Genomic DNA, 23,213 nt, shown 5'->3' on the forward strand with positions numbered 1-23,213 from the left:
TTGCCTTATTGGGATTAGCATAGCGTCTTAATCATTTAGGAGTTTGTGTTATGCCGTCTATTGTTGTTGTTGGTGCTAATTGGGGCGATGAAGGTAAAGGCCGTATCGTTGATTTTCTTGCTGCTGATGCGTCTGCAAGTATTCGTTTTCAAGGCGGTAATAACGCCGGTCATACTGTAGTAAATGACTTTGGTACCTTTAAGTTACACCAACTTCCAAGCGGTATTTTTAACCCAGATTGTACAGCGGTTCTTGGCCCTGGCATGGTAATTAGCCCTGCGGCATTAAGCGAAGAAATCGCAGAAGTTAAAGCGGCTGGCATTGAAGTAAAAATGCACATTTCTGACCGTGCTACGCTTTGCCTTCCTATTCATGCACTTGAAGATACACTTGAAGAATTACGTTTAGGCGACGGTGCTTACGGTTCAACTCGTCAAGGTATTGCTCCTGCATACGGCGACCGTGTAATGAAAAAAGGCATCCTTGTTGGTTGGTTAATGCAACCTGAGGTTCTTCTAGAACGTATCAAGTTCATGCTTGATTGGAAAATGCCACAACTTAAAGCACTTTACCCTACTTGTGATTTCAACCAAACAGCGGAAGAAATGACAGAATGGCTACTAGAAGTAACGGCACCTTGGCGTAAATTCATCTGTAACGTAACTGAGCCTTTAAAAGTAATGCAGAAGAACGATGCAAACTTATTGTTTGAAGCACAATTAGGCGCTGGTCGTGATTTAGTTTACGGTGAATACCCATGGACCACGTCTTCAAACGTAACAGCAGCTTATGCAGGTATCGGTAGTGGTTTACCGGCTTTACGTCCTGAACGTATTATCGCAGTTGCTAAATCATTCAGCTCATCGGTAGGTACAGGTACGCTAGTTACTGCAATGGAAGAACAAGATAACTTCCGTGAAGCGGCTAACGAATATGGCGCAGTAACAGGTCGTCCACGTGATATGGGTTACTTTGATGCAGTAGCAACGCGCAACGGTGTTGAGCTACAAGCAGCAACTGAAATCGCACTAACAAAAATTGACTGCTTAAGTGGCATGGCGGATCTTAAAATCTGTACGTCTTACGCTGGCGAACACACTGAGAACCCAATCTGGCCTCAAACATCTGCACTAAGCCCTGTTTACGAAAACATGGAAGCATGGCAAGAAGACATCACTGGTTGTCGCACTTTTGAAAGCCTACCAAAAGCAGCTCAAGCGTATGTATTACGTATTGAAGAACTGATGGGCGTTCCAGTAAGTATGGTGTCTGTTGGTCCTGAGCGTGAGCAAATGATCATCCGTTAATCGGATACCATTATATACGTCCACCTCAATGGCTGATGTGTAGGATAAAAAATTAAAACCGCACTACCCTATTTTGTGAGAATTTTAGGTGGTGCGGTTTTTTTGATCAAACTGTCGCTTTTATTCAATCTTCTTTTTTTACTTTTGCCTATAATCCCTACCAAGAAATAATTCAACATAATAAACAGGTTGTGATAGCTAATGCGCTGTCTCATCTACCGATTTACAGGCAAAAAGAATGATTAATATAATAAAAATTGAACAACTAGAAGAATTAAGCGAATTAAAAGCAAAGTATATTGAGCAAGCAATCGCTCCGTTAGATGGTATGTGGTTATGCGGATTTGTACCTATGGCCACTCATTTCGGGCTCTATAATGAAGATAATCTGATTGGTTTTTGTTGCATCAATGCCGATGGCTATTTATTACAGTACTATATGAAACCAGAGTATTATTCTGATTCTTCATCAACTTTTGCAGCTATTCTTAACAAAGAAACCTCTCCATGTGGCGAAGTTAAAGGCGCTTTTTGTAGCACTGCTGAAATCCAATACTTATCCTTCTGTCTTGATCATGCTGCGAATAGTCAAGTAAATGCATTGATGTTCCAACAAATTTCAAATTCAGTAAAACAAGATACTTATTTACCAATGATGTCAGCCACAATTGATCAATTATCTGAATTTGTTGAATTTGCAAAAGCCAATATAGGTGCTCCTGAGGTATGGGTTACTGGGTATTATGCAAACCTAATTAGTCGCCAAGAGTTATTTGGCTACTGGAAGAATAATGAGTTACTGGCTGCTGGTGAATGTCGTTTGTTTGACGAACATCAAACAGAGCATGCTGATTTGGGAATGGTTGTTGCTGAATCTGAACGCGGTCAAGGCATTGCAACTCAAGTGCTCACTTACTTGATTGCTTTAGCAAACAGTAAAGGGCTAACCGCCATGTGTTCAACTGAGAAAACAAATATTGCCTCGCAGAAAGCCATTACTCGTGCAGGTCTTACTTCTTCACATCGCATTGTTCAGTTTGATTTTTAAACTCAGCAACATATCAACTTAAACACTAAAGCTAGTGGCTTATTCTTTGAGTCATTAGCTTTATATTCTTACTATAATGGTTATTGGTTATTCAATTCCACCATATATATCAATCGTAAGATCTCGTTGCTTTGCGTACTCCCCAGGGGTAACTCCCAAAGTACTTTTCAAATAACGGATCAAATGTGGCTGATCACTAAAACCAAACTCGTAAGCAACCGTTAACCAATCAATATCGGTTTCTTCTCGCTGATACAGATACGTAATTAACGCTTCCAATCGATTCATTGACTGGCATTGTTTTAAAGTAAACCCAGTAACTCGAACAAAACTTCGCTCTAACGTTCTTTGTGAGCAATGCAATAACTCCCCTAATTGAGCAATGGGCGCTTTCGCTAATAGAGGTAGCGCTTTTGTTGTCAGTTGATAATGTTTATCTTCTTCTACTTTAGATAACCACGGTAACAATATCTCATCTAACTTAGTACAAAGCTTCTGAGGATCTTGTTTGGCTAGCTCAATCAGATCTATTTCATTTATCCCTTCAGTTCCAAATAACAGATTCAAATCTGCTGAAACAATAGTATCTGCTACTAATTGTTGTGGTTCTTGGTTTAATAAATACAACGCACCAACATGAAATTTAACCCCGATGATCGCAAAGCCATGCGAGTGATCCATCTGTAATGTCTTGCTGTATGGGTATAGCCAATGTGACCCTTTTCCCTTTAATCGATCAGATGCAATATCATAATGATAGGGTTGCTCTGAAGCCGAAATGATCAAATGCCCTGCAGGCTCAGGGTTTAATTTGGGAAATGGGTTACTGTCTGTCTCTTCAGGTCTTTTTAAAAACCAATAACAATCGATCAGTTTAGCCACATCCGAATTTTTAGAGGGGTGAATCCAATTGATCATCATTAATACCGTAAAGAGAAAGAAATAACCATTCTAACTGACTTATCTCATTAACAGCACAACAGATCACCATAATTATCTATATGATCCTGTTCGTAGTTGAGCTAGAGATCTGATTTTTGACTAAAAACTCAACAGAGTACGATTGAAAAAAGAGGAGTTCAGGTACACTCTGCATTGCATATTTAAAAACCAAGGATAGGAAAATGAATTCGGTTCGTTTTGGAGAAAAATTAATTACTCCATCTAAATTATTATGTATTGGCCGTAATTACGTTGCCCATATTAATGAGTTAAATAATACGATCCCTGAGCAAATGGTGGTGTTTAATAAACCAAATTCATGCATCACTTCAACCCTATCTTCTTTCCATCAAGAGCGTTTACATTATGAAGTAGAGATCTGTTTTTTGATTGAAAAAGAACAGCTATCTGCCGTTGCAATAGGTTTTGATTTAACCAAACGAGATTTACAATCTGAGCTAAAAAGCAAAGGACTTCCTTGGGAGCGAGCAAAAGCCTTTGATGGCTCAGCGTTATTTAGCCGTTTCATCCCTCTTGATGGTATAGACATTAATCAACTTCAAATTGAGCTCTTTATTAACAGTATGAGAGTCCAATGTGGTCAAGTTAGCCAAATGATTTACTCTCCAGAAACTATCCTTGCTGATTTAAAATCCTATACCCAATTGTATGATGGTGATGTCATCATGACTGGTACACCTCAAGGCGTTGGTGAAATTCACATGGGTGATATTTTTCTTAGTCGCTTAAAACTCGATGGAAAAACACTAATTGAAGCTGAGTGGGTTGCAAGATAAGCGAAATGACAAGTTACCGTGGTAATCTTAGCAATTTATAAACACAAAAATTGCATTAAAAACCAATAAATAACAAATTTATCATTATTTTTTAATATGCTGATTATTTATTTTATGATGGCACTTTAAAAATGGAAAAGTAGATCTCACTACTATAAAATCCGCCTCCTGATTTATAATTCAAAATAAAATAATGATTGATATTACTATTCTTCCGGTTTACTTAACCGCTGTTATCGCCCTACTTTTATTACCAGGCCCTGATATGCTGTTGATTGCTAGTTCAAGCATGAGTTACGGCCGTAAAGTCGGTTTATTTGCCAGCTTAGGTAATGCGACCTCAGGTATTATTTTAACCTTGCTTGCTGCTTTAGGCGTATCTGCACTGATTGCGATGAGCCCTATTGCCTTAAAAGCATTACATCTCGTTGGTGGTGCCTACTTATTAAAAATGGGTTGGGATTGTATTCGAGCAGAAGCGGATGAAGCACCAGAATTACAACAAGGTTCGACGATGGCGACCACGTTTTACCAACGTGCTTTAGTCAGTAATTTATTGAACCCTAAAGCGTTAGTCTTCTTTGTGATGTTTTTACCACAATTTGTTTCTACCAATATTGCTGCAAGCTCTGGTGAGCAAATGTTGGTGCTTGGCTTATTGCTTAACGTTCTTGGTTTATTGTTTAACTTAATCTTGGTAGCGTTAGTGGGAACACTTGGAAAGTCGCTAATCAATAACGTGAAATTCAGAACGTATCAGCATAAATTCATGGGCGGGATTTTTATCATTCTTGCATTGTGGATGTTGAGTCAAGGTACCGCATGAGTGATTGGTTTTTATTCTCAAACACATAACACTAACGTGACTCGATGCGTCCATGAGTTTCTGTTAGTGTATGAATTGAGGCCTTTGATTAATACCGACCTAATTAGATATTTACTGAAATAGGTGTTATTAGTGTCATGTTGAAATTTAAATAATAACGGCTAGATCTATCCGTAACTATTAATTAAGTTTTAAATATGGATTTAGTTCTTTTAAATTATTCACATGACTTTTATCTTTCTTGATATTGTTATTAAATATTAATAACATGACAAATGGTGAGAAATATTAATGTACTTTGAATCGTGATAAAATAATTAATTTCAGATAGGTTAAGATATTATCAATAACTTGAGTAATTATTTTTAACATTTAAAACATTAATATAAGTAACATATTAGGCTTCCATCTATGTTATTTACTTCCATGAAAAACTTGACGATTAACAATCGAGTAGTCTCGCATAAGACAATACAAGCTGTAAACTTTAACAGCTATTAATTGTTAGTATTAAGTATGTAATATAAATTCTTATTAAGAATATAAGTTCTATATACTTTTTAACTAATGAGATTTTAAATGAAAAATATAAATACTTATATTTACTCTCGTATAGATATCCTAGAAGAAGCTATAAAAGAGGCTTGGAAGCGTAAATTTTATCAAGAACATTGGGGCTATAAAAGTTTAGATGATGTTATTAATATTGTTAGATCACATAAGTACCATACACTTCCTGTAACACGTAAACACGACCTCCGAGATAATTGGGATAATATAATGTGCTTTGATGGTGCTATCGATGTTGTTAGCTCATCAGGAACAACTGGCCGTCCCGTTGATATTCCCGTTCATAAAGAAGAAGAGAATGTTCGAGTTGAGGCAATAGAACGATGGCTTCATGCTTTAGGTGTAAATACTGGAGATAAAGTTTTAATTTTATTAAGTATGAATGACCTTTTTACATTAGGCGTTTTATCTTGGCAAGCCGTCAAGAAAAGAAACGCCTGTGCAATACGATGCTCTGTCAATAGGGTTGATAGAATATTGCAAATTATTGAACACCTTAAACCTAAATATGTAATTGGTAATGCAGGGCCAATGATAAGATTAGCCGAGGAAGCTGGTGACCGTTGGCCAGGTCATGACCTCTTACCGAAAAAAGCCCTATTAGGTGCGTCAGCTGTTTTTGACCAAGATTTAAATCCAACACCAGCATTAAAAAAACTGAAAGAATTATGGGGGTTTGATGATTATCTCAATACATACGGTAGTAGTGAGATTGGTGCAGTTAGTGACGAGTGCTCTTACCATCAAGGTCTTCATATACATACAGACCACCAAATGATTGAACTGATCGATCTCAAAAATGGGCTACCTTTAGAAAACAATAATCAACCTGGAGAGCTTGTTATTACAGGGTTAAATCTTCCTAGAGGATTCATTCCAATCCGATATGCTACTGGTGATATCGTTGCTTGGATTAAACATGAATCTTGCCCATGTGGTCAAATCACGCCTCGTATGGGACCGATTATTGGACGAGTTGACCATCAATTAAAAATATCGGGACAAACAGTATTTCCAGACTTACTTCTCTCATTAGCTGATGAATCTACGGGAGTAATGCGATCAGCAGTCCAAGTCAAGTCAGAAAAATATGGAGAAGATGAAGTAACCCTTTTATTGGTCATAGATGATAATTTTAATAAGAAAGAAGTAAAAAATAATGTTATTTCGAGATTAGATAAAAACTTATCAATTTCCCCCAAAGTTAACGTTATCTCTTCCATCAACCTTCTAACACTAGAAAAAAAAGCATCAAAAAACACCAATCAAGTAAAAATTACACGCATTTTTGATTTTAGAAAAGGCATCTAAATGAATTTACCTACCCCATTAATCTCATTAAAAGAAATAGATAAAGACATTTATGCAAAAATTGAATATTTGCATCCATCAGGATCGATGAAACACCGCTCAATACCTAAGCTTCTAAAGACTCTTCATCTGTCAGGTGAATTGAAGGGGATTAATAAGATAGCCATTTGCAGTGCAGGAGCAGCGGCAATTACAACAGCATGGGCAGCCGAAAAGCTAGGCTACTCAGTCATAGCAGTACTCCCATCGATTACTCCTAAACAGACAATTAAAGTTCTTAAATGGCTTGGGGTGACTTGCTATCAAGTTGAGGATAAAAAAATTGCAAAACTAATGCAAAAACTAAACGCATTAAATGACGTCTATATTTTATCTCAAATGCAAGATAAACGATTAATTGACCACTATCGAGATGTCACAAAGGAAGTTGTTTCTAAGCTAACAACAGTTTCTGCAATAACAGTTGGAATAGGAACTGGCGCTTCAATCATGGGAATTGGAAGAGAAATGAATATACACCAGCCTAACTGTAAAATTGTTGGTGTTGAACCCTCAGAAGCCGCTATAGTTTCGGGATCTACATGGACCGAACACAATATTCCAGGGCTTGCACCTCCAATGCGTCAATCCTTACTTGATAAAACGTTACTAAATAATGTTTTAACTATTAGTTCAGAGCAAGCGTGGAGCTGTGCTCATAACGTCGCACGAACATCTGGGCTTTTTTTAGGCCCTTCTTCAGGTGCATGCGTATCAGCAGCGATAAAACTCAGAGCTGAGGGGACAAAAGGCCCTATTGTTGCCATTTGTGCTTGCTCTATAAATGATTACTTGTAAATCCCCCACGTCTTTCCTTTAATTTTTTAATAAGGATTTAAATGAATTCAGAAATACTTATTACGGGCGCTACTGGCACTATTGGAAGCCAAGTTGTAAAGAAATTACTGCAAATTGGAATACCGTTTTCTGTTGGTGTAAGAAAGCCTAAAAACTACATCCCCCAACTTATCGGTGGAAATACTACCCACTTTGATTACCAAAATAAAAGTCATAAATTAATTCTAACTAAAGTTAAATATTTATTCCTTATTGCTCCGCCATTAAATAAAATGGTGGATAATATGTTAATTCGGGTAATAGATGAAGCGATAGAGTGTGGTGTTAAACGCATCGTTTTATTATCCGGGCTTGGTAATAATTCTTGGCTCACAAACCCCAACCCTGCTCTTCGAAAAGCTGAATTACACCTAATCAATTGTACATTAGATGAATATTATATAATCCGACCAAACTTCTTTATGGATAATTTTTCTACTGGAATTTTTTCAAAAGAAATAAATGAAAATAATTCGATTTCGTTAGCAGCAGGCAATGGAAAAACTAGTTTCATTTCTGCAAAAGATATAGCAGAAGTAATAACAAAAATCCTTATTAATGGTTATAAAAATAAAGAAATTAACTTAACAGGCGGAGAAGCTTTAACACATCAAGAAGTTGCTAAAATTATATCAGAGGCTCGAGGGGCCCTAGTCACTTATATAAATATCAATCCATTCGATTTTTTAATAAAAATGCGAAAATGCGGACTAAATGAATCAAGTATTTCTATGCTACAAACACTTTTTGAATCTATTCGGTGTGGTTTTTCAAAAGAAATTACCATGGATCTTGAAGTTCTACTAAATCGTAAACCAGAAAGCTTTTATGATTTTGCAAAACGCTCATGGTCAAATATTTAAACTCTCTCATATTAATATGAATAATAGAAAAATATGAACTTAAAGCCCAAAAAACTCAGGATGACCACATGAGTGACTGGTTTTTAGCCATATTATTAAAACCAACGTTCAATTGTAAATCAGCTACTTTTTCTTTTACACTTTCATATATCCATGACGCCAAAAAGTCAGTCGGTTCTCCTGAACGTACAAGTTTATTCATCACATCATGATCAACTCAACCATACGCTCTCATGGCCGAATACTCATTTGGGAGCAATTTTTCTCATCAGAGAAATAAAGAAGGTACTTATCAATTCCTTAAGCGTTGCTTACGATGCTATTGTAATGGTCAACAAAAACCGGACACCAAATCTCGTGTTTCTTTCTCATATTGGAGCGGTGACAAATAACCATTAGCGGTATGTGGGCGCAATCCATTGTAATACGCCAAGTAATCTAAAATACTTAGCTTAGCTTCTTTTTTAGTTTTAAACGTTTCATAATTCAATTGTTCGTGCTTGAGACTACGAAAGAAACGCTCTGTAGGAGCGTTATCCCAGCATTCACCTTTTCCACTCATGCTGATATTCATTTTCATATCGTTCATTAAAGAACGATACTCATAGCTTGTATATTGACTTCCTCTATCAGAATGATGCAATAAACCTGCGGGTGGCTTTCTTTGCCAAAAAGCCATTTGAAGGGCTGAGTTACAAAGAGATGTTTTCATGTGGTCTGCAATCGACCAACCAACAATTCGTCGTGAATATAAGTCCATAACAACAGCAAGATAAATAAATCCCTGATGTGTATAGATGTAGGTAATATCTGTTGTCCAACAAGTATTTATCTTATTAACTAAGAACTTACGATCTAGCCTGTTTGGTTCAATCCTATTATTATGAGTGCTATCAGTAGTTACTTTAAATTTCTTAGGATACCTCGGCACAAGCCCTAATCTGCGCATCGTCATTCTGGCTTTGTAACGTCCAATAATGATCCCTTTTTTAGCTAATTCAGAAACCATTCGACGACTACCTAATGTCATCTTATGCTCTTTAAAGGTTTCCTTCACAGCCACATCAAACTGAAACCTATTGATATCAATGATGTTTTTGGGTTTCTTTTGCCATGTGTAAAAAGAACTCGTACCTACATTCATGACCGCGCAAAGTATTGTTATTGGCCAGTCTTCTTTATGCTGTTGAATAAATTGGTATCTTATCCGTTTTCTTTCGCAAAGAAGACTGCGGCCTTTTTTAGAATATCGCGCTCCATCAATAAGCGTTGATTCTCTTTTCTTAAGCGCTCTAATTCACTGCGTTCTGAAAGGTTTAATGTAACTGATTTAGCTTCTTTTGAATCACCTATTGGTGATTCTTGCCTAACCCAGGTAGTGATAGCGCTTAATGAGATACCTAAACTGTCAGCTGCCTTCTGTCTTGAATAGACTTGCTCTGTAACTAATTTAACTGCATCTTGTTTATACTCAAGAGTAAACGTTCTACGTGTATTTTTCTTATTCATATTCACCTCTAGTGACATAATAACTAAAACTTATAGAGGTGTCCGGAACTATTAGACCACTACAGATTTATTTGTATATCCCAAAGAGCATCTGTACTATTGTTTAAATTATTAGCAAAAACCTTTATTTCAGGTGACGTATTCTTACGAAAAAAGTTGGTATTCCCTCTGTTTTTATCATGGCTAACACCATTGATATGAAAATTACGCAAAGACGGAGCGATGGATAAATAAAAGAGCAAGATATTGAAAGTAATAACAAAAAAACACTCGGTAAATCAACAATACCAAGTATGATAAAAGCAGTAGCTAAAAGGTAATGCCAGTCAGTTAAGCGAACATCAATAAAAACAAGGGCTTCAGACGAATTTATTACAATCATTCTGGAGCCCTTGTTGTATCTATCTTTCACTCTCTTAACGGGTACTTTGCCATATCTATTAGACATTGAATAAATAGTGAATAATTACTCAATAAAGTGACTAACTGATCGGCATTAGTAGCTAAAAGGTTACCTGTTTATTTAAAATGATTCACTATTAATACAGCGGCCTCAGATACATAGCTAGATTGGTCATAAAGATCAACATGGTTAGCACCTTGAATAACCTTTAGTTCTTTCGGTTCAGAGGCAGCAGCATACATATTCTCACTTTCATACGCAGAACCCGCTTCTGAGCCAACCATCATTAGCAAAGGCGTTGGTGTTAAATAACTCGCAATATCAAGCGCTGAAAACTGTAATAGTTTTTCAAACGACCAAGGAAGAAACTTACTCTCGTATTTCCCTTTTATTCCTCGTGGAGTCATGTAGTAATCATAAAATTCTCGAAATAAAGGGGATATATCTTCAGAATCTTCTTCTGGTGCATGCGGTAAGTAGTTAATAACTCCTGTTTTCAAGTAGATTCCACGCGCTTCATTTACGTTTTTTAATAAATCTAAAACGCCTTCACGACCAAAAACACGGTGATAAAATCCACGATGGTCAAAAAAAGCACTGACGGTAGCAACAGCTTTGATTCTGCGATCCGTTGCCGCGGCATAAGCCAAGTACCCTCCTCCAGAACAAATACCAAGTCCATATATTTCGGCTTTATCAACATGATCATTTCCTTGAAGATAAGTAACCGCTTCAGCAATATCTTCTACTTTAGAAAATGGGTTTTCGTTGAATCTTGGCGCTCCGTCACTATCACCAAAAGAGGTATGATCAAATGTCATGCAAACATAACCCGATGCAGCCAACTCTTTCGCATAAAGATCGACAGTTTGCTCTTTTACACCAGCCTGAGGCGCCACAAGTAAGATTGCCGGTTTTTTACCCTCACGATTTGGGGTAAATAAATTTGCACTCACTCGATTACCTTGACTATAAAAATACGCAGACGTTTTTGTATAAGACATTATGTTCTCTCTTTTTTATGGGATTAATTTTATTCTAGAGGAAGACCAATTGATGATATATAAGCTCAAAGTCAAAACATTGTTGTTATTTGGCAACAATAATCATTGCATCGATTAAAAATGAGTCTAACTAGGATGATATCATCGTGGGAAATTCCAGATATTACCAAGGAAGGGGTAGTTAAGGTGCAACGGAGAAACTATGATAAGGAATTATCGTCCTCTTCAATCAACTCTCTTAATGGTCTTAACTTGCCTCTTTAACCTCTTTAGGAACGAAAAAACATACTTACCATTCATATTTATATGTTTGAAAACAAAGAGAAATACTTTAGGATAAAGGCGATACTGTTAAGTACCGCCTTTAGTTCGATTAAAAATCTAGAAGGTATACGTTGCACTCATGTACAGAGAGCTTAAGTTAAGAAAGTGATCTTCAGAAATTGTAGTATTAGAATAATAATAAGTTACTTCGTTCTCCATGAAGAATAAGTCAGCTTCATAACCCACTCTGAAACTAAGAACATTCAATCGAGGTGGGGTATATTCAACGCCTGCGCCATAATGAAATCCAACAAATTTATCTTTATTGAAAACCTTAACCGATTGATTAATATCAACCGACGATAAACCCGTTATACCAAAAACTCGTAAGCCATTACGAAACGTATAACCCACATTTGCCGCGATGGATAACGATTCTGGTGACCAACTGTATACCGTTTTATTCCCAGTCCCTAATAAAGGAGCTGCGAAGTTAATATCACCATATCTGGTGTATTGAGCTTCGATGGCAACCACTCTGTTGAACTGATAACCGGCAATAAACTTAAAGGTATTTCCATCCTCTTCACCTTCAAGTACATCATCACCCAATAAATCGTCAAAATCATTTAGCGTGGTCGTCCCAACACCAACACCGGCATAAAACCGTCGAACTTCTTTAGCTTGAGAAAAAGTAGCAATAAATAACGTGCTTAAAATAACTAATGTGTTAATAAATTTCATATTCTTAATAAAATCCAAATCAGCATATATTGTCAATTAAAGAAGGGGAAGATCCTCAATATAAATGACTAACAATGCGTAAATAATATACATAATGAGTAATCCAACGAGCTATCGAGTATTATATTTTTACCGCTAAAAATAATAACGAACCTAGATAAAACGGAGAATAAATAGACATCTTCACTCTTTATATTAGATGTTAACGATCTAACTAAAGAATGACTCTTTCTTAGTTCTCAGGGAAGACGATTGCATTCTGATCAGAACGCGTTTGAATGTCTTTAACGGTATCAACAATCCACTCAAAAATACCAGGTCGAGTAAATCCTGCATAATAAGTAGCAACGTTCATTATTTGACTGTAAGTATCCGTCCCCGTACTCACAACACCGTAAATCTTACCTCCATAAATAAGCGGACCACCGCTGTCTCCTCTGAAGGTTGAGTATTTGGTTTCTACCGTACCAAACTCATTCATTGACCATCGCTTATCAGACGGATCAAGCGGCGGATTTTCTATTGCTATCGAGTGTGAGTTTTGCACATAAAATCCAGATTCAACCCATCTTTCATGCGATGCTTCACGCCAATTACAATTAACTACACTAGAGAATGGGTATTCCTGTGTAAAATATTCACGAGAAAAGTACACAGAATCAGGGCAATAGCGCATGAATGCTTCTCTTACATAATCAGGTGTATTGCTCTTTGCTGCAACGCGTGCAGGAACTGGCATTTGTTTTAAGTTTGATGTTGAATAACCAATCGGGTACACCTCTGTACCGAGTTTAATAGAGCCAGAGGCAACGGGTAACCAGGTGGCCTCATCAGGCATGCTTTCTAACTCTAGAATCGCAATATCATCAAATTTAGTCTGATCGTATTTTCCGTTAGGGCTATAAATATGCGTGGCAGTGTAGTCATTAACAATCTTAACTTTAATGCCATTATGTGCATAATCCTCCCCTCTTGAGTGCAATAAATACACATAACTGCCTATCGAGCTAACTGGCACACAATGCGCCGCAGTTAGCACGGTTCTCGGCGCTATTAGCGTTCCGCTACAGTGAGCATCTTTTAAATACACCATATAAGGCGCATCACTCGCCTCAACATCATTCCCTTCAACAGCAAGAGATAATGGTGAATAGATTCCCCCCAATAACGAGCATAAAGCAAGAGAAGATAATCTACTTTTTTTATTGTTCATAATTTTGTCCTTTAAATAAAAACCCTACACACATTGTTAATGAGTACGATTAGTTTATTTTTATTGATTATTTCTTTTGATAATCATAATTATTTCGAATGGTAAGCTATAAATTAATAACTCTAAATAAGATATGTTCTAATATAAAATGAGTTTAGCGTAAATTAACGTTCTGAACCTTATATTAATCGAGTGATAAATTCATACTCAGTGATAGTGAGTACAACTTATATTTAAGTAACACTGAATAAAAAATAATATAATTCATCTAAAAAATGAATATATACTTTTTATTAAAATAGTATTTAGCAGTATAAAATCTCGACTATTTATATCTAACCAAATAACTAACGATTGAACCGTTATTACTTATTATAGTGATTCAACATAAAATTGGCTTTTATGAGGTATTTTTTAGGTGACATTCCCGTTAGGTTGTGTACGTAATGTGGATTGAAATCGAGCAGTACGCTCAAAATACTTAGCATCAACACCGGTATACAACTTAAATTTACGCTGAAGGGTTCGCTTACTCATATTAACTTCTAATTGTAATCCGCTTATACCCTGGTGGTTCTGTTGATAATATGTTTTATCAATAGCCCAAGTAATACCAGATGACGTTGTAAGTTTAGGATTGAGCAACTCAATAAACCATGACTCAAGTAACTGTATTTTATCGAGATAATTAACCTTCATAATGAGGCGTTCAATTAAGCTCTCAGGCAAAAACTGATACATATCGATAATTTTATCCGACAATTCATCCATCGGAATACCAAAGATAGAATAACACCCACTAGAACGAAATCTCACTGAAATAAGTTCACTTCCCCCGGTAGTTTCAAATTTAAACGTCGCTCTCTTCGTGGACAAACAAGTAAACTTTGCCCCATTAATAATTGATGATGAAATGGGTGTGAAATAACCAATGGTTTACCAAGATTAATTAATAGTTCAGCCCCTGTGCCGGGTAAAATATCAGGAACATAAGGATGGTGCGTACTTTGCCATAACCAATAATGCGCAATAAAAGGAGAAAGTAACGCTTTCGGTTTAATGCGAATAATATGCAAAAGAATAAACTGCCAGATTAAATCTATATAAATTAATGTAGATAATAATGTAAATTACCTTAACAGTAAATTATAACGCTAATAATAACTATTTAAATAAAAATAATGAATCTCCACTGACGTTACCTAAACAGGGATGATGATCAAAACGAACCACTCCAATAGGCATACGTCCTGCGACTGCTTTAGCTATTTCAGCAACACCTTGTTGACCAAACCCCCCGCACAGTTCAATGGCTCTAATGCCTTCTTTTTCAAGCCCATCAATAGAGTCACACGCTTCTTGATAGCTTGATACCGCGAGTGTTTTCACATGAACTTCTGGCGTTAATACCCATGACGAATTGGTGTCTACCTTCGTTTCTGGTGCAATAAAAATGAATGCGGCTTTAAATATTGTTGTCATGTCTTGTTCCTCTCTGTAATTTCCGATAACAATACAAATAATTACACTCACAATATTGTAAAAATACGCCAAAAAGAAATGATTCACGTTAAATACGGGTTTGTTGCAAAAAATTCAATTTAACGTCAAGATCTCACTATTATCTCAGCTTCCCTTCATAACCAATGACTAATTCTGAATTTAAATGGAAACACTTTACCCCTGAAATAATTCTTTGGTGTTTACGTTTGAAGTGGCCAAGAAAAACTGGCCACGGTTTTAGATATAATAGGGAGAGGTTATTTTCCAATAATAATGAGTCAATGGTAGGACTTATTGACCAACTCAGGTTATTTGTAACAACCCCGTATTGACCGCATTACTTTCAAGATACATAAACGACTGCAAATCAGAGTTAAACACCTCGGAGTTTAATCGCCCCCTCTTATCAAATTCACTGATTAACATATCCAAAGTAACCACTTTGTTAAAGACTAGTAGCGCTGCTAAAGAATCAAATAAATGTCGATATACTGCCCCATAAAACATGTCTCGATGCAGATAATGAGAGACTTCATTCCAAGCTACGTTGTTGTGTAACAATCCACTAATCACATTAAGCTCAGCTTCCAAGTTATGAGGAGGCATTTGTTAATCAGCCAATCTGAATGAAAGGCTGGCTATGATAACTGAATTCAATGCTAATGGAATAATTGAGCGTTACCTGAGCGATTCAACAAAGCCCTTACCAACAGAACCGATATGCCTGTAAGTTGAAAATTAAAAAGCACATGCTTCTGTTGCAGTTAAATAATCGCCAGTATATATATCTTTTATTTTCCTGTTACCTAATAAATTTGAGGGTATTTCTCGATAAATAACTATATTACCCTCTGCGGTTGTATTTATAGCTGTTACTTCAAATAAAGAGTTTCGATCAATTAGCACTTCTAATTCATCATCTCTTACTGTTGGAATAACAATTCCGTGTTTTCCCGATGTAAGTTCGAATCGCGATAGTTGCCCTTTATGAAATACATAAGCCGCTGTTTTTGAAATAGAGGTGGAAACATAAGAACTTGGACTGACGATATCTCCCACTTTTATATCTGATATATAAGCATCTATAAAGCGATCTCCACGATAAGTGACCCCCTGATATTTAGTACTACTTTCAAATGCGGAGTCTAGACCATCAATTACTTCTTGTGTCTGTTTATCAATTAATCCTGATGTTAAGCCCTCTCGAGTCATTGCGTACGCATAGTCCTGATACAACTCCAGAGCCTCTACTTCTCGAGGTGAAAGTCTTTCTGACTGTATGGCAGCTTGTTGATATAATTCGGTTCGAAGTTGTAGGTATTCACCATATTGCTCTGAAAATCCAGGATCTGACATGTCTTCGATAATCGATTTAATTTCAGTTTTCTTATAATACTTAGTGCTGTATTTTAATCCTGCAGTAGCATTAAAAGAAAAAAATATCAGACTAAAGAAAAAAATATTCGTTATTTTATTATTTTTCATTATTTTAAGCTTATTTAATAAACTTAAAACGATAGTTAACACAGTTTTAAACATTCGTATATTTCCTAAATTAATGAATTAACCACAGAACATCTGCTGCCAACGAGAAGGAGGAATCTGCTCACCTGAATATAAATTGAACAATCGTTCGCTTCCCATACGAACCGATCTTGGCGACACCGTTTCTAGTGATATGTAATTATTAAGAACGCCTCGTTCAATACCTGTCACCTTAAAATAACTGTTCGGAGAAATAACCACTTCGGCCTCTGAGCTATAGTCTGAAATAGATGCAATTGAAAAACTGCGTCGATTAGTCTCTATATGAAAAAGAGCCCTTACTGTACGATTACCAGAATTAGGAGGCACAACAGCAAAACGTCGAGCAACTTCAGGAATAACAGAAGTAGACAGAAAGCCTGATTCATACATAACATCTCCAACCTCTATCTGCTCTATCATCGCTTTATTTGACCATGTACCTCGGTAGGTTGTGCCGCGATACTCTGGCATTTTGTTTAACCCAGATTTCAATGTACGAACAAAACCTTTAATTTCCTTACCGGACGAACCCCACGAATTAGTTTCAGCTGCGTGTAAATATTGATTGGCTGTCCGATACCCTGATATTGAAAAATCCTCCAAAGCTTCTACTTCTGCATTGCTTAATAACTTAGATTTCCAACTGATATTACTTTTAGACCAATCTTTAAACCCCTCCGAAAGTGCCGTTATTGCCTCTTTCGAACGGACAGGTTGTTTGAAAACCTCAAAAGGAGACGCAAAGGTAAACGCAGCCCATCCCCATAAAATCAAAATAATATATCTATGCATTCTCTATTCTCCCGAGATTATTGATAAGAAAGGCTATTAGGACTAATTCCACATTCAATCCCAAACTCAGTTTGTTTTCTTGCTCCCCATCCAATCACCGCCTGGCTCGTTAATTGTTGACGCGTTAAATTATCCAACCAACTCGATATAGGTGATAGCCAATACAATGATTCATCACCTGAAATAGCAAGTAAGGTTTCTTTTAGGGGCATAAAGTTGATGTCACACGTTCTATTTGAACGGTCATTAAGTGTTTGATTAACCTCTACAAGTTGTGTGATCTTTTGGCCTAACTCTGAAGAAGGATCATACAAAGCATTAATAGAATTAACCAAACGAGCATCGTAACTGTCTGGAATTAAATCAGACACTAAATAACGTAAAATATAAGCAGGCAGCATCTCTGAAAATAAAACGGGGGTTTCTTCCATTTCAGGAGCGTGACGTCCAACACTGGTATGCTGTGAATGAACAATTGCGGCATAACGTTGAAAGTCACCAACCTGAGAAAGTAACCAATCAGGTCCATTTTGTTCACCTAATTCAACCGCTTCAATCAAACGTGATTTTACAATCCCTTTTGCTAATGGGAGTGCATTACCCGATAAATTAGTCACATCAAGGGTTGAGCTTTCCAATGCAGAAGCAATCAATGGCGCATATTTTTCCATATCAAAGCCGCCTGGATAAGCATAACTATAAAATTGACTGCCTTGTGTTGCTTTCCACTCACTCTCTAAAGCCGGTTCAATTAATTCATCCAATTTTTCCAATCTCTTCCGGTGTACATAACTTCCTCGACCAGAGTAATCGACTAGCCAGCGAGCAATATCAGAAAGAGAAGAGGAGCGAGATAGATTTTCTTTCGTTAAATATGACGAACTCCATCCTGCACACACTTGCTCACCAATACAATCATTCCCTAGCTGAACACGTGAATCAAACAACCAACGATAAATTTCGGCTTTATTTTCTCGGCTCTGAACCATCTGATTTTGTTGTTCTGAGTAGTCGAGAATTTGTTGCTCAAGCCATTGTTCTTCGATTTCTGAATTCCAACCCTCTTTAATCAATAGGTTAAGCGTGGTAGCAAATACCTCGTAATACGTTTCACGTAACGGCATTTTTATTTGGCTAATCACATCATCTTGAGAAGAGTCAAATCGACGTGTTTCTGCTGGCTCCCATGTATATTTTAGACACCCCCTAAAATTAGGGTCTCCCGCTAAAACACCAACACTAGAACAGTACTTATAAGTCTCTTGCAGTACTAAAACCTTAGAGGAAAGCTCTCTTGAAGTTGCAGGTCGATACAGCAAACTTCTCGCCATCTCATCAACCGCATAGCGACTTGCTTGCTCTTTAAAAAACGCATTCGCTTTTTCTACCGAACCCGAATCAAAAAGCCGATTAATTAGCGCTAAACCATCATTTTTCATTGAGTTTTGTAATTTCATACTCGTAATACGAACATGATTATCGGCCGTTTCAGCAATCTTCCTCTTTGCGTTCAATGTACGTGTATAAAGTTGAGTTAGCGCAAGATGGTTCAAATCATTCAACTGCCCATTACGTATTTCATCCAGCTTAGTCACCGCTTGATCAAGAATGTATTGCTGACAATGTTGCAGCGCGGCTAACGTACGATTTGCGACACGGGCGGAAGGAACCGAAGGTGGACGATTATTATTTTCTTGGTGGTTAGGATAAAGAGCAAATAACGCGTCAGTTTCTGTTCGGCACGTACTTGCTATATCAGACGAAAATAATCGTGACCCCTCTTTATTTATTCCTAATTGAAAATGAAGTGTCTTTTCCAATTCCTGCTCTACAGCACTTAGCAATTCATTGGCAAGTAATGCTTGTGCCTTGACCGTTTCTTGATAATGCAGTTGGTATTTTAATGCGACATCAGAAGCATAGCTTTTTACTATTGATTCAAGAGTTTTGTGCTGATTACTCGCCAATTCCGCCCAGTGTTTCTTATCCCTTAAATCTTGCTGCGTCACAATATCATCATGAATAGTAAAACTGTAATGATTACCAGAAGCCATGCTGTCCCAACGATGACTAATAATGTAACGATCAACAGCACGCTCAGGAAGTTTGAGAACCCCAAACCAATCCACTAACCCCATAACGGTTGCAAAACGATCGTAGGATGTCCGAGATTCATCTTCAAATGAGTCCGCGACATCACGCGCCCAAAGGCCTACTGCAGCGGCTTCTCCAATTGGTCCTAACGCCTCAAGTGCAGCACTGCCTACTTCAGATGCAGATCGTCCAATAGTAGACAATAAGCGCGAAGCTTCTTCTGTTTCTACAGCAAAGGAGCTTACAGGACCGGTTTCGAGTAAAGAAGAAGTGTCGCTGTAAACGTGGGTGGCTTCGCTTAGATTCGGTTTTAAACTTGAGAAATGGTCTGGTACTTTTGGAAAAAGATCCTCAGGCATAATTTCATCACTAAAAGAGCGGTAATTTTTCTCACTTAAATTATTAAACGACTCTTTATCGAGAACGTTGATTTCTTCTCCTATTCGGCACAGTTCTAAAGCGGAAGCTCCCGTTGAAAACAAGGAACAAACAAGCATCAAATTATTTAATTTCATATTATTAATTATTCTTATATTTTTTGAAAAAAGGTACTTATAAATCTAGAGGGGAATGATTAGCAACAGCTAATTTATCTAGGATATGGTAGGTATACAATGAACAAATTCTGCTAAATCCACTGACTGTGGGCCAGTAAATCCTGCTCGGCACATAGAGTTTGGATTCTCACCAAAAATCGCGTTTGCAAAAGCAGATATTGAGATAGAAAAGGCAATTAAGCCAATAAATGTCATAGCTTTCATAGTTACTCCGTTAAATTTACTGTAAATGCAAATGAGAAACTATATCAATTATAGAGAATTATCAATAAGCTGAAATCTCAGTATCTTGTGAGACATTCACCATTTTGATGGGTTTATGTAATAAAACAAAAATAAATGCCGAGGGTAATCAATCGGTTGTAATTATATAAAATTAAACTATTAATAAATCAATTACTTGACCTTTGTTCCAATATTTAGTTACCCATTTACAACACCCAATACTGATTGATCGTTTAAAACGTCCTTCCCTAATACCGAATTTGTTGATTTGGATAAAAGAAGAGAGTTTATCGAAAGTTGTTTTTTGCATCTAAAATATGCTAATTAAAGCATCATCATGAGCAAAAAAGAAGGGCCGCCAATAATTGGTTATGCTACCTATTGGCGGAGCTTTTATATTATAACATAGCCGCCTTAAGTAATGCTTTCGATACTTTTGAAATGCTACTTCCATTATCGTTATCGAAATGTGTTACCCGCCGATTATTTGGATCATCAACTCCTGTAATTACTAGGTAATCATCAGAAATACCATATCCAAGTAATTCTTGAGAAACTGTACTGTTATTATTTGGCTCACCAATAATGATAATTGAATGGACATCAGAAAATAGTGTTTTGTTGAACCCCAAATTATTATTAATAATGTTGTTGGAGTCTAAAATAACAATATGAAGCTCCGAGTCTGAATTTTGTGCCAGCTCTCCTGTTTGTGTATTTACGAATTTCCCAGACATCTCCTTAATTTCAGAAACAAGGGCTTTTGATGAAGAGGTCAGATCATCAACGGTTAAGTAAATAGAGTTTGCATTCGCTTGATTAGCCAGCATAAACGATGCTGCTAATACCAATTGTGCTATTTTTTTCATCGTTATTTCCTTATTAGCCATTCAGTAAACCAGTAGCTGCGAAACGGTAGAATCTCTTATTCATTTCTGGACCAGAACTCCGACACTGAGTTTTAACTGTAAAAGTATGAGTTTTGGGTGTAGAAGGATCTCCCACTGGATATTTGTCATAGCTTGAAGCTATTATTTTATGACCAGGTGTACCATCAAGATTATACTGACCACGATTTATGATCAGGTCGTGCTGGAATTCGGTTGTACGTGTCCGAGATGAACAATTCTCTGCATTGATAGTTTCTTCCCATATTACATTTGAACTAAAATCTAAGTTACGCCACGCAAATTCCCCCAAGGCAACATCGGCAGCCGCTACGCCGCCAGTATGTATACTTGTGTTAAAGTAACTCATAGCAGCAAACGCGGTGGGGTTCAGTATAAACTCTGAGCGCGAGCCTAAATCACTTTCCAGTTCAAATTGATGGACATTCATTGCCCTAGTTTCAAAAGAAGTTCCTCTTTCGGATGATAAACTAGCCTCTACGCTGACACCGTCTTTTTTGCTTCCACTCACTCCAATACCGAATCCTATTGAACGATTAACCCTAAAGACACCATCAGTTGTCGTTTTTGGGTTCGCTTCTTTTTTTCGCCACCACCGACTGTTGTCGTTACCTCCTGGAATATCCGTAACCGAAAGTTGTGTGCTTACATTATTGAACACATTATTTATGTCCCCCCAAACATATCCGCCGTAACTTGCGGTAAGATCACGTCCACTATTTATATTGTGCCAATATCTCTCAATTCCCTGCGGGCAATATCTTCTGTCTTTAACGGGAGTTGTACACCCTCTCCCACCAAACTCCTGCTCATTGAGTAAAGCGTTACCATTAGAAAACAACGCGTATTCCGTTTTGTTAGTAGAAGAAATAATTATTAAATCTATTTCATTAGTCACATCTACTTTCTCACTGACTTCTCTATGGTATTTTCCGATGGTGCTACCCAAAATATAGTAGCTAAAAAGGTGTGAATCTTCTATTTCACCTTTAGAGAGCGCAAGGTGTGTACATGTATTTTCTTTATCAAGAGAATCTATCCCCAATAAAGCCAATCTAGCGTTTTTTTCGGTAATTCTCTGTTTATAGTTATCGCATATAACTCTTGGAGATTCACTATAATTAATTATTTGGTTTTGAGTTGGAATAAGAACAGCAGTTGTTCCTTGTGCGCTAGAAAATTGGGGGAACATTAAACATATTCCGGTTATTGCAGAACTTAATATTTTCTTAGTAAATAAGGGAGACAGACGCCTCCTTGTTAGATTTCCCATAACTAGACTCCTTTTATAATGATTATTATTTCTATTGGTTTTTTGGTTTATAAAATGAATAAGAATGAAACAAGGTCACAAAATATTAATGTGTATAAACTTACTTCTACTATTTTAAGGTGGTATAACTTTTAGTTATATTACAAAAAAAGCCAATAGAGTTAAGCTTGATTTCGAGAAAATTTAAATCAAGTTTATTGAGTTAATTAAAAAATAAATTCTGCTCGACACATAGAGTTTGGATACTTACCTACAATTGAGTTTGCAAAAGCAGAGATTGAGGTAGAAAAGGCAATTAAGCCAATAAATGTCATAGCTTTCATAGTTACTCCGTTAAATTTACTGTAAATGCAAATGAGAAACTATATCAATTATAGAGAATTATCAATAAGCTGAAATCTCAGTATCTTGTGAGACATTCACCATTTTGATGGGTTTATGTAATAAAACAAAAATAAATGCCGAGGGTAATCAATCGGTTGTAATTATATAAAATTAAACTATTAATAAATCAATTACTTGACCTTTGTTCCAATATTTAGTTACCCATTTACAACGCCCAATACTGATTGATCATTTAAAACGTCCTTCCCTAATACTGAATTTTTTGATTTGGATATAAAGAAGAGAGTTTATCGAAAGTTGTTTTTTGCATCT

At 36.7% G+C, this 23,213-nt stretch carries 23 protein-coding genes; 7 read left to right on the plus strand and 16 right to left on the minus strand.

The genetic code is table 11. From position 1 onward, the window contains the following. Positions 1-50 precede the first annotated feature (50 nt). Together AC2IP4_RS08100 and AC2IP4_RS08105 are read left to right on the plus strand one after the other, a co-directional pair. Positions 51-1,307 (plus strand): adenylosuccinate synthetase, encoded by a 1,257-nt coding sequence (locus AC2IP4_RS08100; protein WP_486307178.1) that lies wholly within the window; start codon positions 51-53, stop codon positions 1,305-1,307. Between the two features lie 238 nt (positions 1,308-1,545). Then, positions 1,546-2,355 carry a GNAT family N-acetyltransferase gene (locus AC2IP4_RS08105; protein ID WP_375322229.1) on the plus strand — a complete coding sequence of 270 codons (810 nt, stop codon included), beginning with the start codon at positions 1,546-1,548 and terminating at the stop codon, positions 2,353-2,355. A gap of 87 nt (positions 2,356-2,442) precedes the next feature. Here AC2IP4_RS08105 and AC2IP4_RS08110 read toward each other — a convergent pair whose 3' ends face one another. Then, positions 2,443-3,273, minus strand: a complete 831-nt coding sequence (locus AC2IP4_RS08110; RefSeq protein ID WP_486310748.1) for a helix-turn-helix domain-containing protein — start codon at positions 3,271-3,273, stop codon at positions 2,443-2,445. A 206-nt stretch (positions 3,274-3,479) separates the two neighbouring features. On the opposite strand from AC2IP4_RS08110, the gene AC2IP4_RS08115 reads away from it, so the two are divergent. From AC2IP4_RS08115 to AC2IP4_RS08135, 5 genes are all read left to right on the plus strand, one after another. Then, entirely contained in the window at positions 3,480-4,094 is a 615-nt protein-coding gene (locus tag AC2IP4_RS08115) for a fumarylacetoacetate hydrolase family protein (protein ID WP_375322228.1), read from the plus strand. Positions 4,095-4,287: 193 nt separating this feature from the next. After that, the gene (locus AC2IP4_RS08120) at positions 4,288-4,920 is read left to right on the plus strand and encodes a LysE family translocator (RefSeq protein WP_375322227.1); all 633 of its coding nucleotides are present in this window, start codon (positions 4,288-4,290) and stop codon (positions 4,918-4,920) included. 579 nt (positions 4,921-5,499) lie between these two features. Next, positions 5,500-6,801: a phenylacetate--CoA ligase family protein gene (locus AC2IP4_RS08125; protein WP_375322226.1), complete on the plus strand. Its 1,302-nt coding sequence runs from the start codon at positions 5,500-5,502 to the stop codon at positions 6,799-6,801. After that, entirely contained in the window at positions 6,802-7,638 is an 837-nt protein-coding gene (locus AC2IP4_RS08130; protein WP_486310173.1) for a pyridoxal-phosphate dependent enzyme, read from the plus strand. Positions 7,639-7,679: 41 nt separating this feature from the next. After that, positions 7,680-8,540 (plus strand): NmrA family NAD(P)-binding protein, encoded by an 861-nt coding sequence (locus AC2IP4_RS08135; RefSeq protein WP_375322225.1) that lies wholly within the window; start codon positions 7,680-7,682, stop codon positions 8,538-8,540. Between the two features lie 331 nt (positions 8,541-8,871). On the opposite strand, the gene AC2IP4_RS08140 is transcribed toward AC2IP4_RS08135, so the two are convergent. From AC2IP4_RS08140 to AC2IP4_RS08210, 15 genes are all read right to left on the minus strand, one after another. Further along, the gene (locus tag AC2IP4_RS08140; RefSeq protein ID WP_486310749.1) at positions 8,872-9,837 is read right to left on the minus strand and encodes an IS3 family transposase; all 966 of its coding nucleotides are present in this window, start codon (positions 9,835-9,837) and stop codon (positions 8,872-8,874) included. Beyond that, entirely contained in the window at positions 9,744-10,049 is a 306-nt protein-coding gene (locus AC2IP4_RS08145; protein WP_486310174.1) for a transposase, read from the minus strand. The genes AC2IP4_RS08140 and AC2IP4_RS08145 overlap by 94 nt, the downstream gene beginning before the upstream one ends. 519 nt (positions 10,050-10,568) lie before the next feature. Further along, positions 10,569-11,456, minus strand: coding sequence for an alpha/beta hydrolase (locus AC2IP4_RS08150; protein WP_375322222.1), 888 nt, complete (start codon positions 11,454-11,456; stop codon positions 10,569-10,571). Between the two features lie 381 nt (positions 11,457-11,837). Further along, positions 11,838-12,464, minus strand: a complete 627-nt coding sequence (locus AC2IP4_RS08155) for an outer membrane beta-barrel protein (protein ID WP_375322221.1) — start codon at positions 12,462-12,464, stop codon at positions 11,838-11,840. Positions 12,465-12,696: 232 nt separating this feature from the next. Further along, positions 12,697-13,677, minus strand: coding sequence for a trypsin-like serine protease (locus tag AC2IP4_RS08160; RefSeq protein ID WP_375322220.1), 981 nt, complete (start codon positions 13,675-13,677; stop codon positions 12,697-12,699). A gap of 414 nt (positions 13,678-14,091) precedes the next feature. Continuing rightward, positions 14,092-14,493: a hypothetical protein gene (locus AC2IP4_RS08165; RefSeq protein ID WP_375322219.1), complete on the minus strand. Its 402-nt coding sequence runs from the start codon at positions 14,491-14,493 to the stop codon at positions 14,092-14,094. Continuing rightward, entirely contained in the window at positions 14,490-14,753 is a 264-nt protein-coding gene (locus AC2IP4_RS08170; protein ID WP_375322218.1) for a DUF6597 domain-containing transcriptional factor, read from the minus strand. Before AC2IP4_RS08170 ends, AC2IP4_RS08165 begins: the two co-directional genes overlap by 4 nt. An 88-nt stretch (positions 14,754-14,841) precedes the next feature. After that, a complete protein-coding gene (locus AC2IP4_RS08175; RefSeq protein WP_375322217.1) occupies positions 14,842-15,159 on the minus strand; it encodes a DUF6506 family protein in 318 nt (105 codons plus the stop codon). Positions 15,160-15,483: 324 nt separating this feature from the next. Next, entirely contained in the window at positions 15,484-15,786 is a 303-nt protein-coding gene (locus AC2IP4_RS08180) for a DnaB-like helicase N-terminal domain-containing protein (protein WP_375320388.1), read from the minus strand. Positions 15,787-15,918: 132 nt separating this feature from the next. Continuing rightward, positions 15,919-16,719, minus strand: a complete 801-nt coding sequence (locus tag AC2IP4_RS08185) for an ADP-ribosyltransferase (RefSeq protein WP_486310176.1) — start codon at positions 16,717-16,719, stop codon at positions 15,919-15,921. A gap of 24 nt (positions 16,720-16,743) precedes the next feature. Then, entirely contained in the window at positions 16,744-17,499 is a 756-nt protein-coding gene (locus tag AC2IP4_RS08190) for an ADP-ribosyltransferase (RefSeq protein ID WP_375322215.1), read from the minus strand. A 17-nt stretch (positions 17,500-17,516) separates the two neighbouring features. Then, a complete protein-coding gene (locus AC2IP4_RS08195) occupies positions 17,517-20,108 on the minus strand; it encodes a hypothetical protein (protein WP_375322214.1) in 2,592 nt (863 codons plus the stop codon). A 78-nt stretch (positions 20,109-20,186) separates the two neighbouring features. Continuing rightward, on the minus strand, positions 20,187-20,354 hold the full coding sequence (locus AC2IP4_RS08200) for a hypothetical protein (RefSeq protein WP_486310177.1): 168 nt from the start codon (positions 20,352-20,354) through the stop codon (positions 20,187-20,189). Positions 20,355-20,773: 419 nt separating this feature from the next. Further along, complete coding sequence (locus tag AC2IP4_RS08205) at positions 20,774-21,244, minus strand: hypothetical protein (RefSeq protein ID WP_375322212.1); 471 nt, start codon at positions 21,242-21,244, stop codon at positions 20,774-20,776. Positions 21,245-21,257: 13 nt separating this feature from the next. Then, positions 21,258-22,556: a hypothetical protein gene (locus AC2IP4_RS08210; protein WP_375322211.1), complete on the minus strand. Its 1,299-nt coding sequence runs from the start codon at positions 22,554-22,556 to the stop codon at positions 21,258-21,260. Positions 22,557-23,213: the final 657 nt, after the last annotated feature.

Source organism: Aliivibrio thorii (assembly GCF_057368585.1).

Coding starts and splice junctions, on each gene's coding strand:
- AC2IP4_RS08180 (WP_375320388.1), bottom strand. CDS start 15,786: ATGCCTCCTCATAACTTGGAAGCTGAGCTTAATGTGATTAGTGGATTG.
- AC2IP4_RS08155 (WP_375322221.1), bottom strand. CDS start 12,464: ATGAAATTTATTAACACATTAGTTATTTTAAGCACGTTATTTATTGCT.
- AC2IP4_RS08130 (WP_486310173.1), top strand. CDS start 6,802: ATGAATTTACCTACCCCATTAATCTCATTAAAAGAAATAGATAAAGAC.
- AC2IP4_RS08195 (WP_375322214.1), bottom strand. CDS start 20,108: ATGAAATTAAATAATTTGATGCTTGTTTGTTCCTTGTTTTCAACGGGA.
- AC2IP4_RS08135 (WP_375322225.1), top strand. CDS start 7,680: ATGAATTCAGAAATACTTATTACGGGCGCTACTGGCACTATTGGAAGC.
- AC2IP4_RS08115 (WP_375322228.1), top strand. CDS start 3,480: ATGAATTCGGTTCGTTTTGGAGAAAAATTAATTACTCCATCTAAATTA.
- AC2IP4_RS08100 (WP_486307178.1), top strand. CDS start 51: ATGCCGTCTATTGTTGTTGTTGGTGCTAATTGGGGCGATGAAGGTAAA.
- AC2IP4_RS08125 (WP_375322226.1), top strand. CDS start 5,500: ATGAAAAATATAAATACTTATATTTACTCTCGTATAGATATCCTAGAA.
- AC2IP4_RS08200 (WP_486310177.1), bottom strand. CDS start 20,354: ATGAAAGCTATGACATTTATTGGCTTAATTGCCTTTTCTATCTCAATA.
- AC2IP4_RS08210 (WP_375322211.1), bottom strand. CDS start 22,556: ATGGGAAATCTAACAAGGAGGCGTCTGTCTCCCTTATTTACTAAGAAA.
- AC2IP4_RS08105 (WP_375322229.1), top strand. CDS start 1,546: ATGATTAATATAATAAAAATTGAACAACTAGAAGAATTAAGCGAATTA.
- AC2IP4_RS08120 (WP_375322227.1), top strand. CDS start 4,288: ATGATTGATATTACTATTCTTCCGGTTTACTTAACCGCTGTTATCGCC.
- AC2IP4_RS08185 (WP_486310176.1), bottom strand. CDS start 16,719: ATGTTTAAAACTGTGTTAACTATCGTTTTAAGTTTATTAAATAAGCTT.
- AC2IP4_RS08190 (WP_375322215.1), bottom strand. CDS start 17,499: ATGCATAGATATATTATTTTGATTTTATGGGGATGGGCTGCGTTTACC.
- AC2IP4_RS08205 (WP_375322212.1), bottom strand. CDS start 21,244: ATGAAAAAAATAGCACAATTGGTATTAGCAGCATCGTTTATGCTGGCT.
- AC2IP4_RS08160 (WP_375322220.1), bottom strand. CDS start 13,677: ATGAACAATAAAAAAAGTAGATTATCTTCTCTTGCTTTATGCTCGTTA.
- AC2IP4_RS08145 (WP_486310174.1), bottom strand. CDS start 10,049: ATGAATAAGAAAAATACACGTAGAACGTTTACTCTTGAGTATAAACAA.
- AC2IP4_RS08150 (WP_375322222.1), bottom strand. CDS start 11,456: ATGTCTTATACAAAAACGTCTGCGTATTTTTATAGTCAAGGTAATCGA.
- AC2IP4_RS08110 (WP_486310748.1), bottom strand. CDS start 3,273: ATGATCAATTGGATTCACCCCTCTAAAAATTCGGATGTGGCTAAACTG.
- AC2IP4_RS08175 (WP_375322217.1), bottom strand. CDS start 15,159: ATGACAACAATATTTAAAGCCGCATTCATTTTTATTGCACCAGAAACG.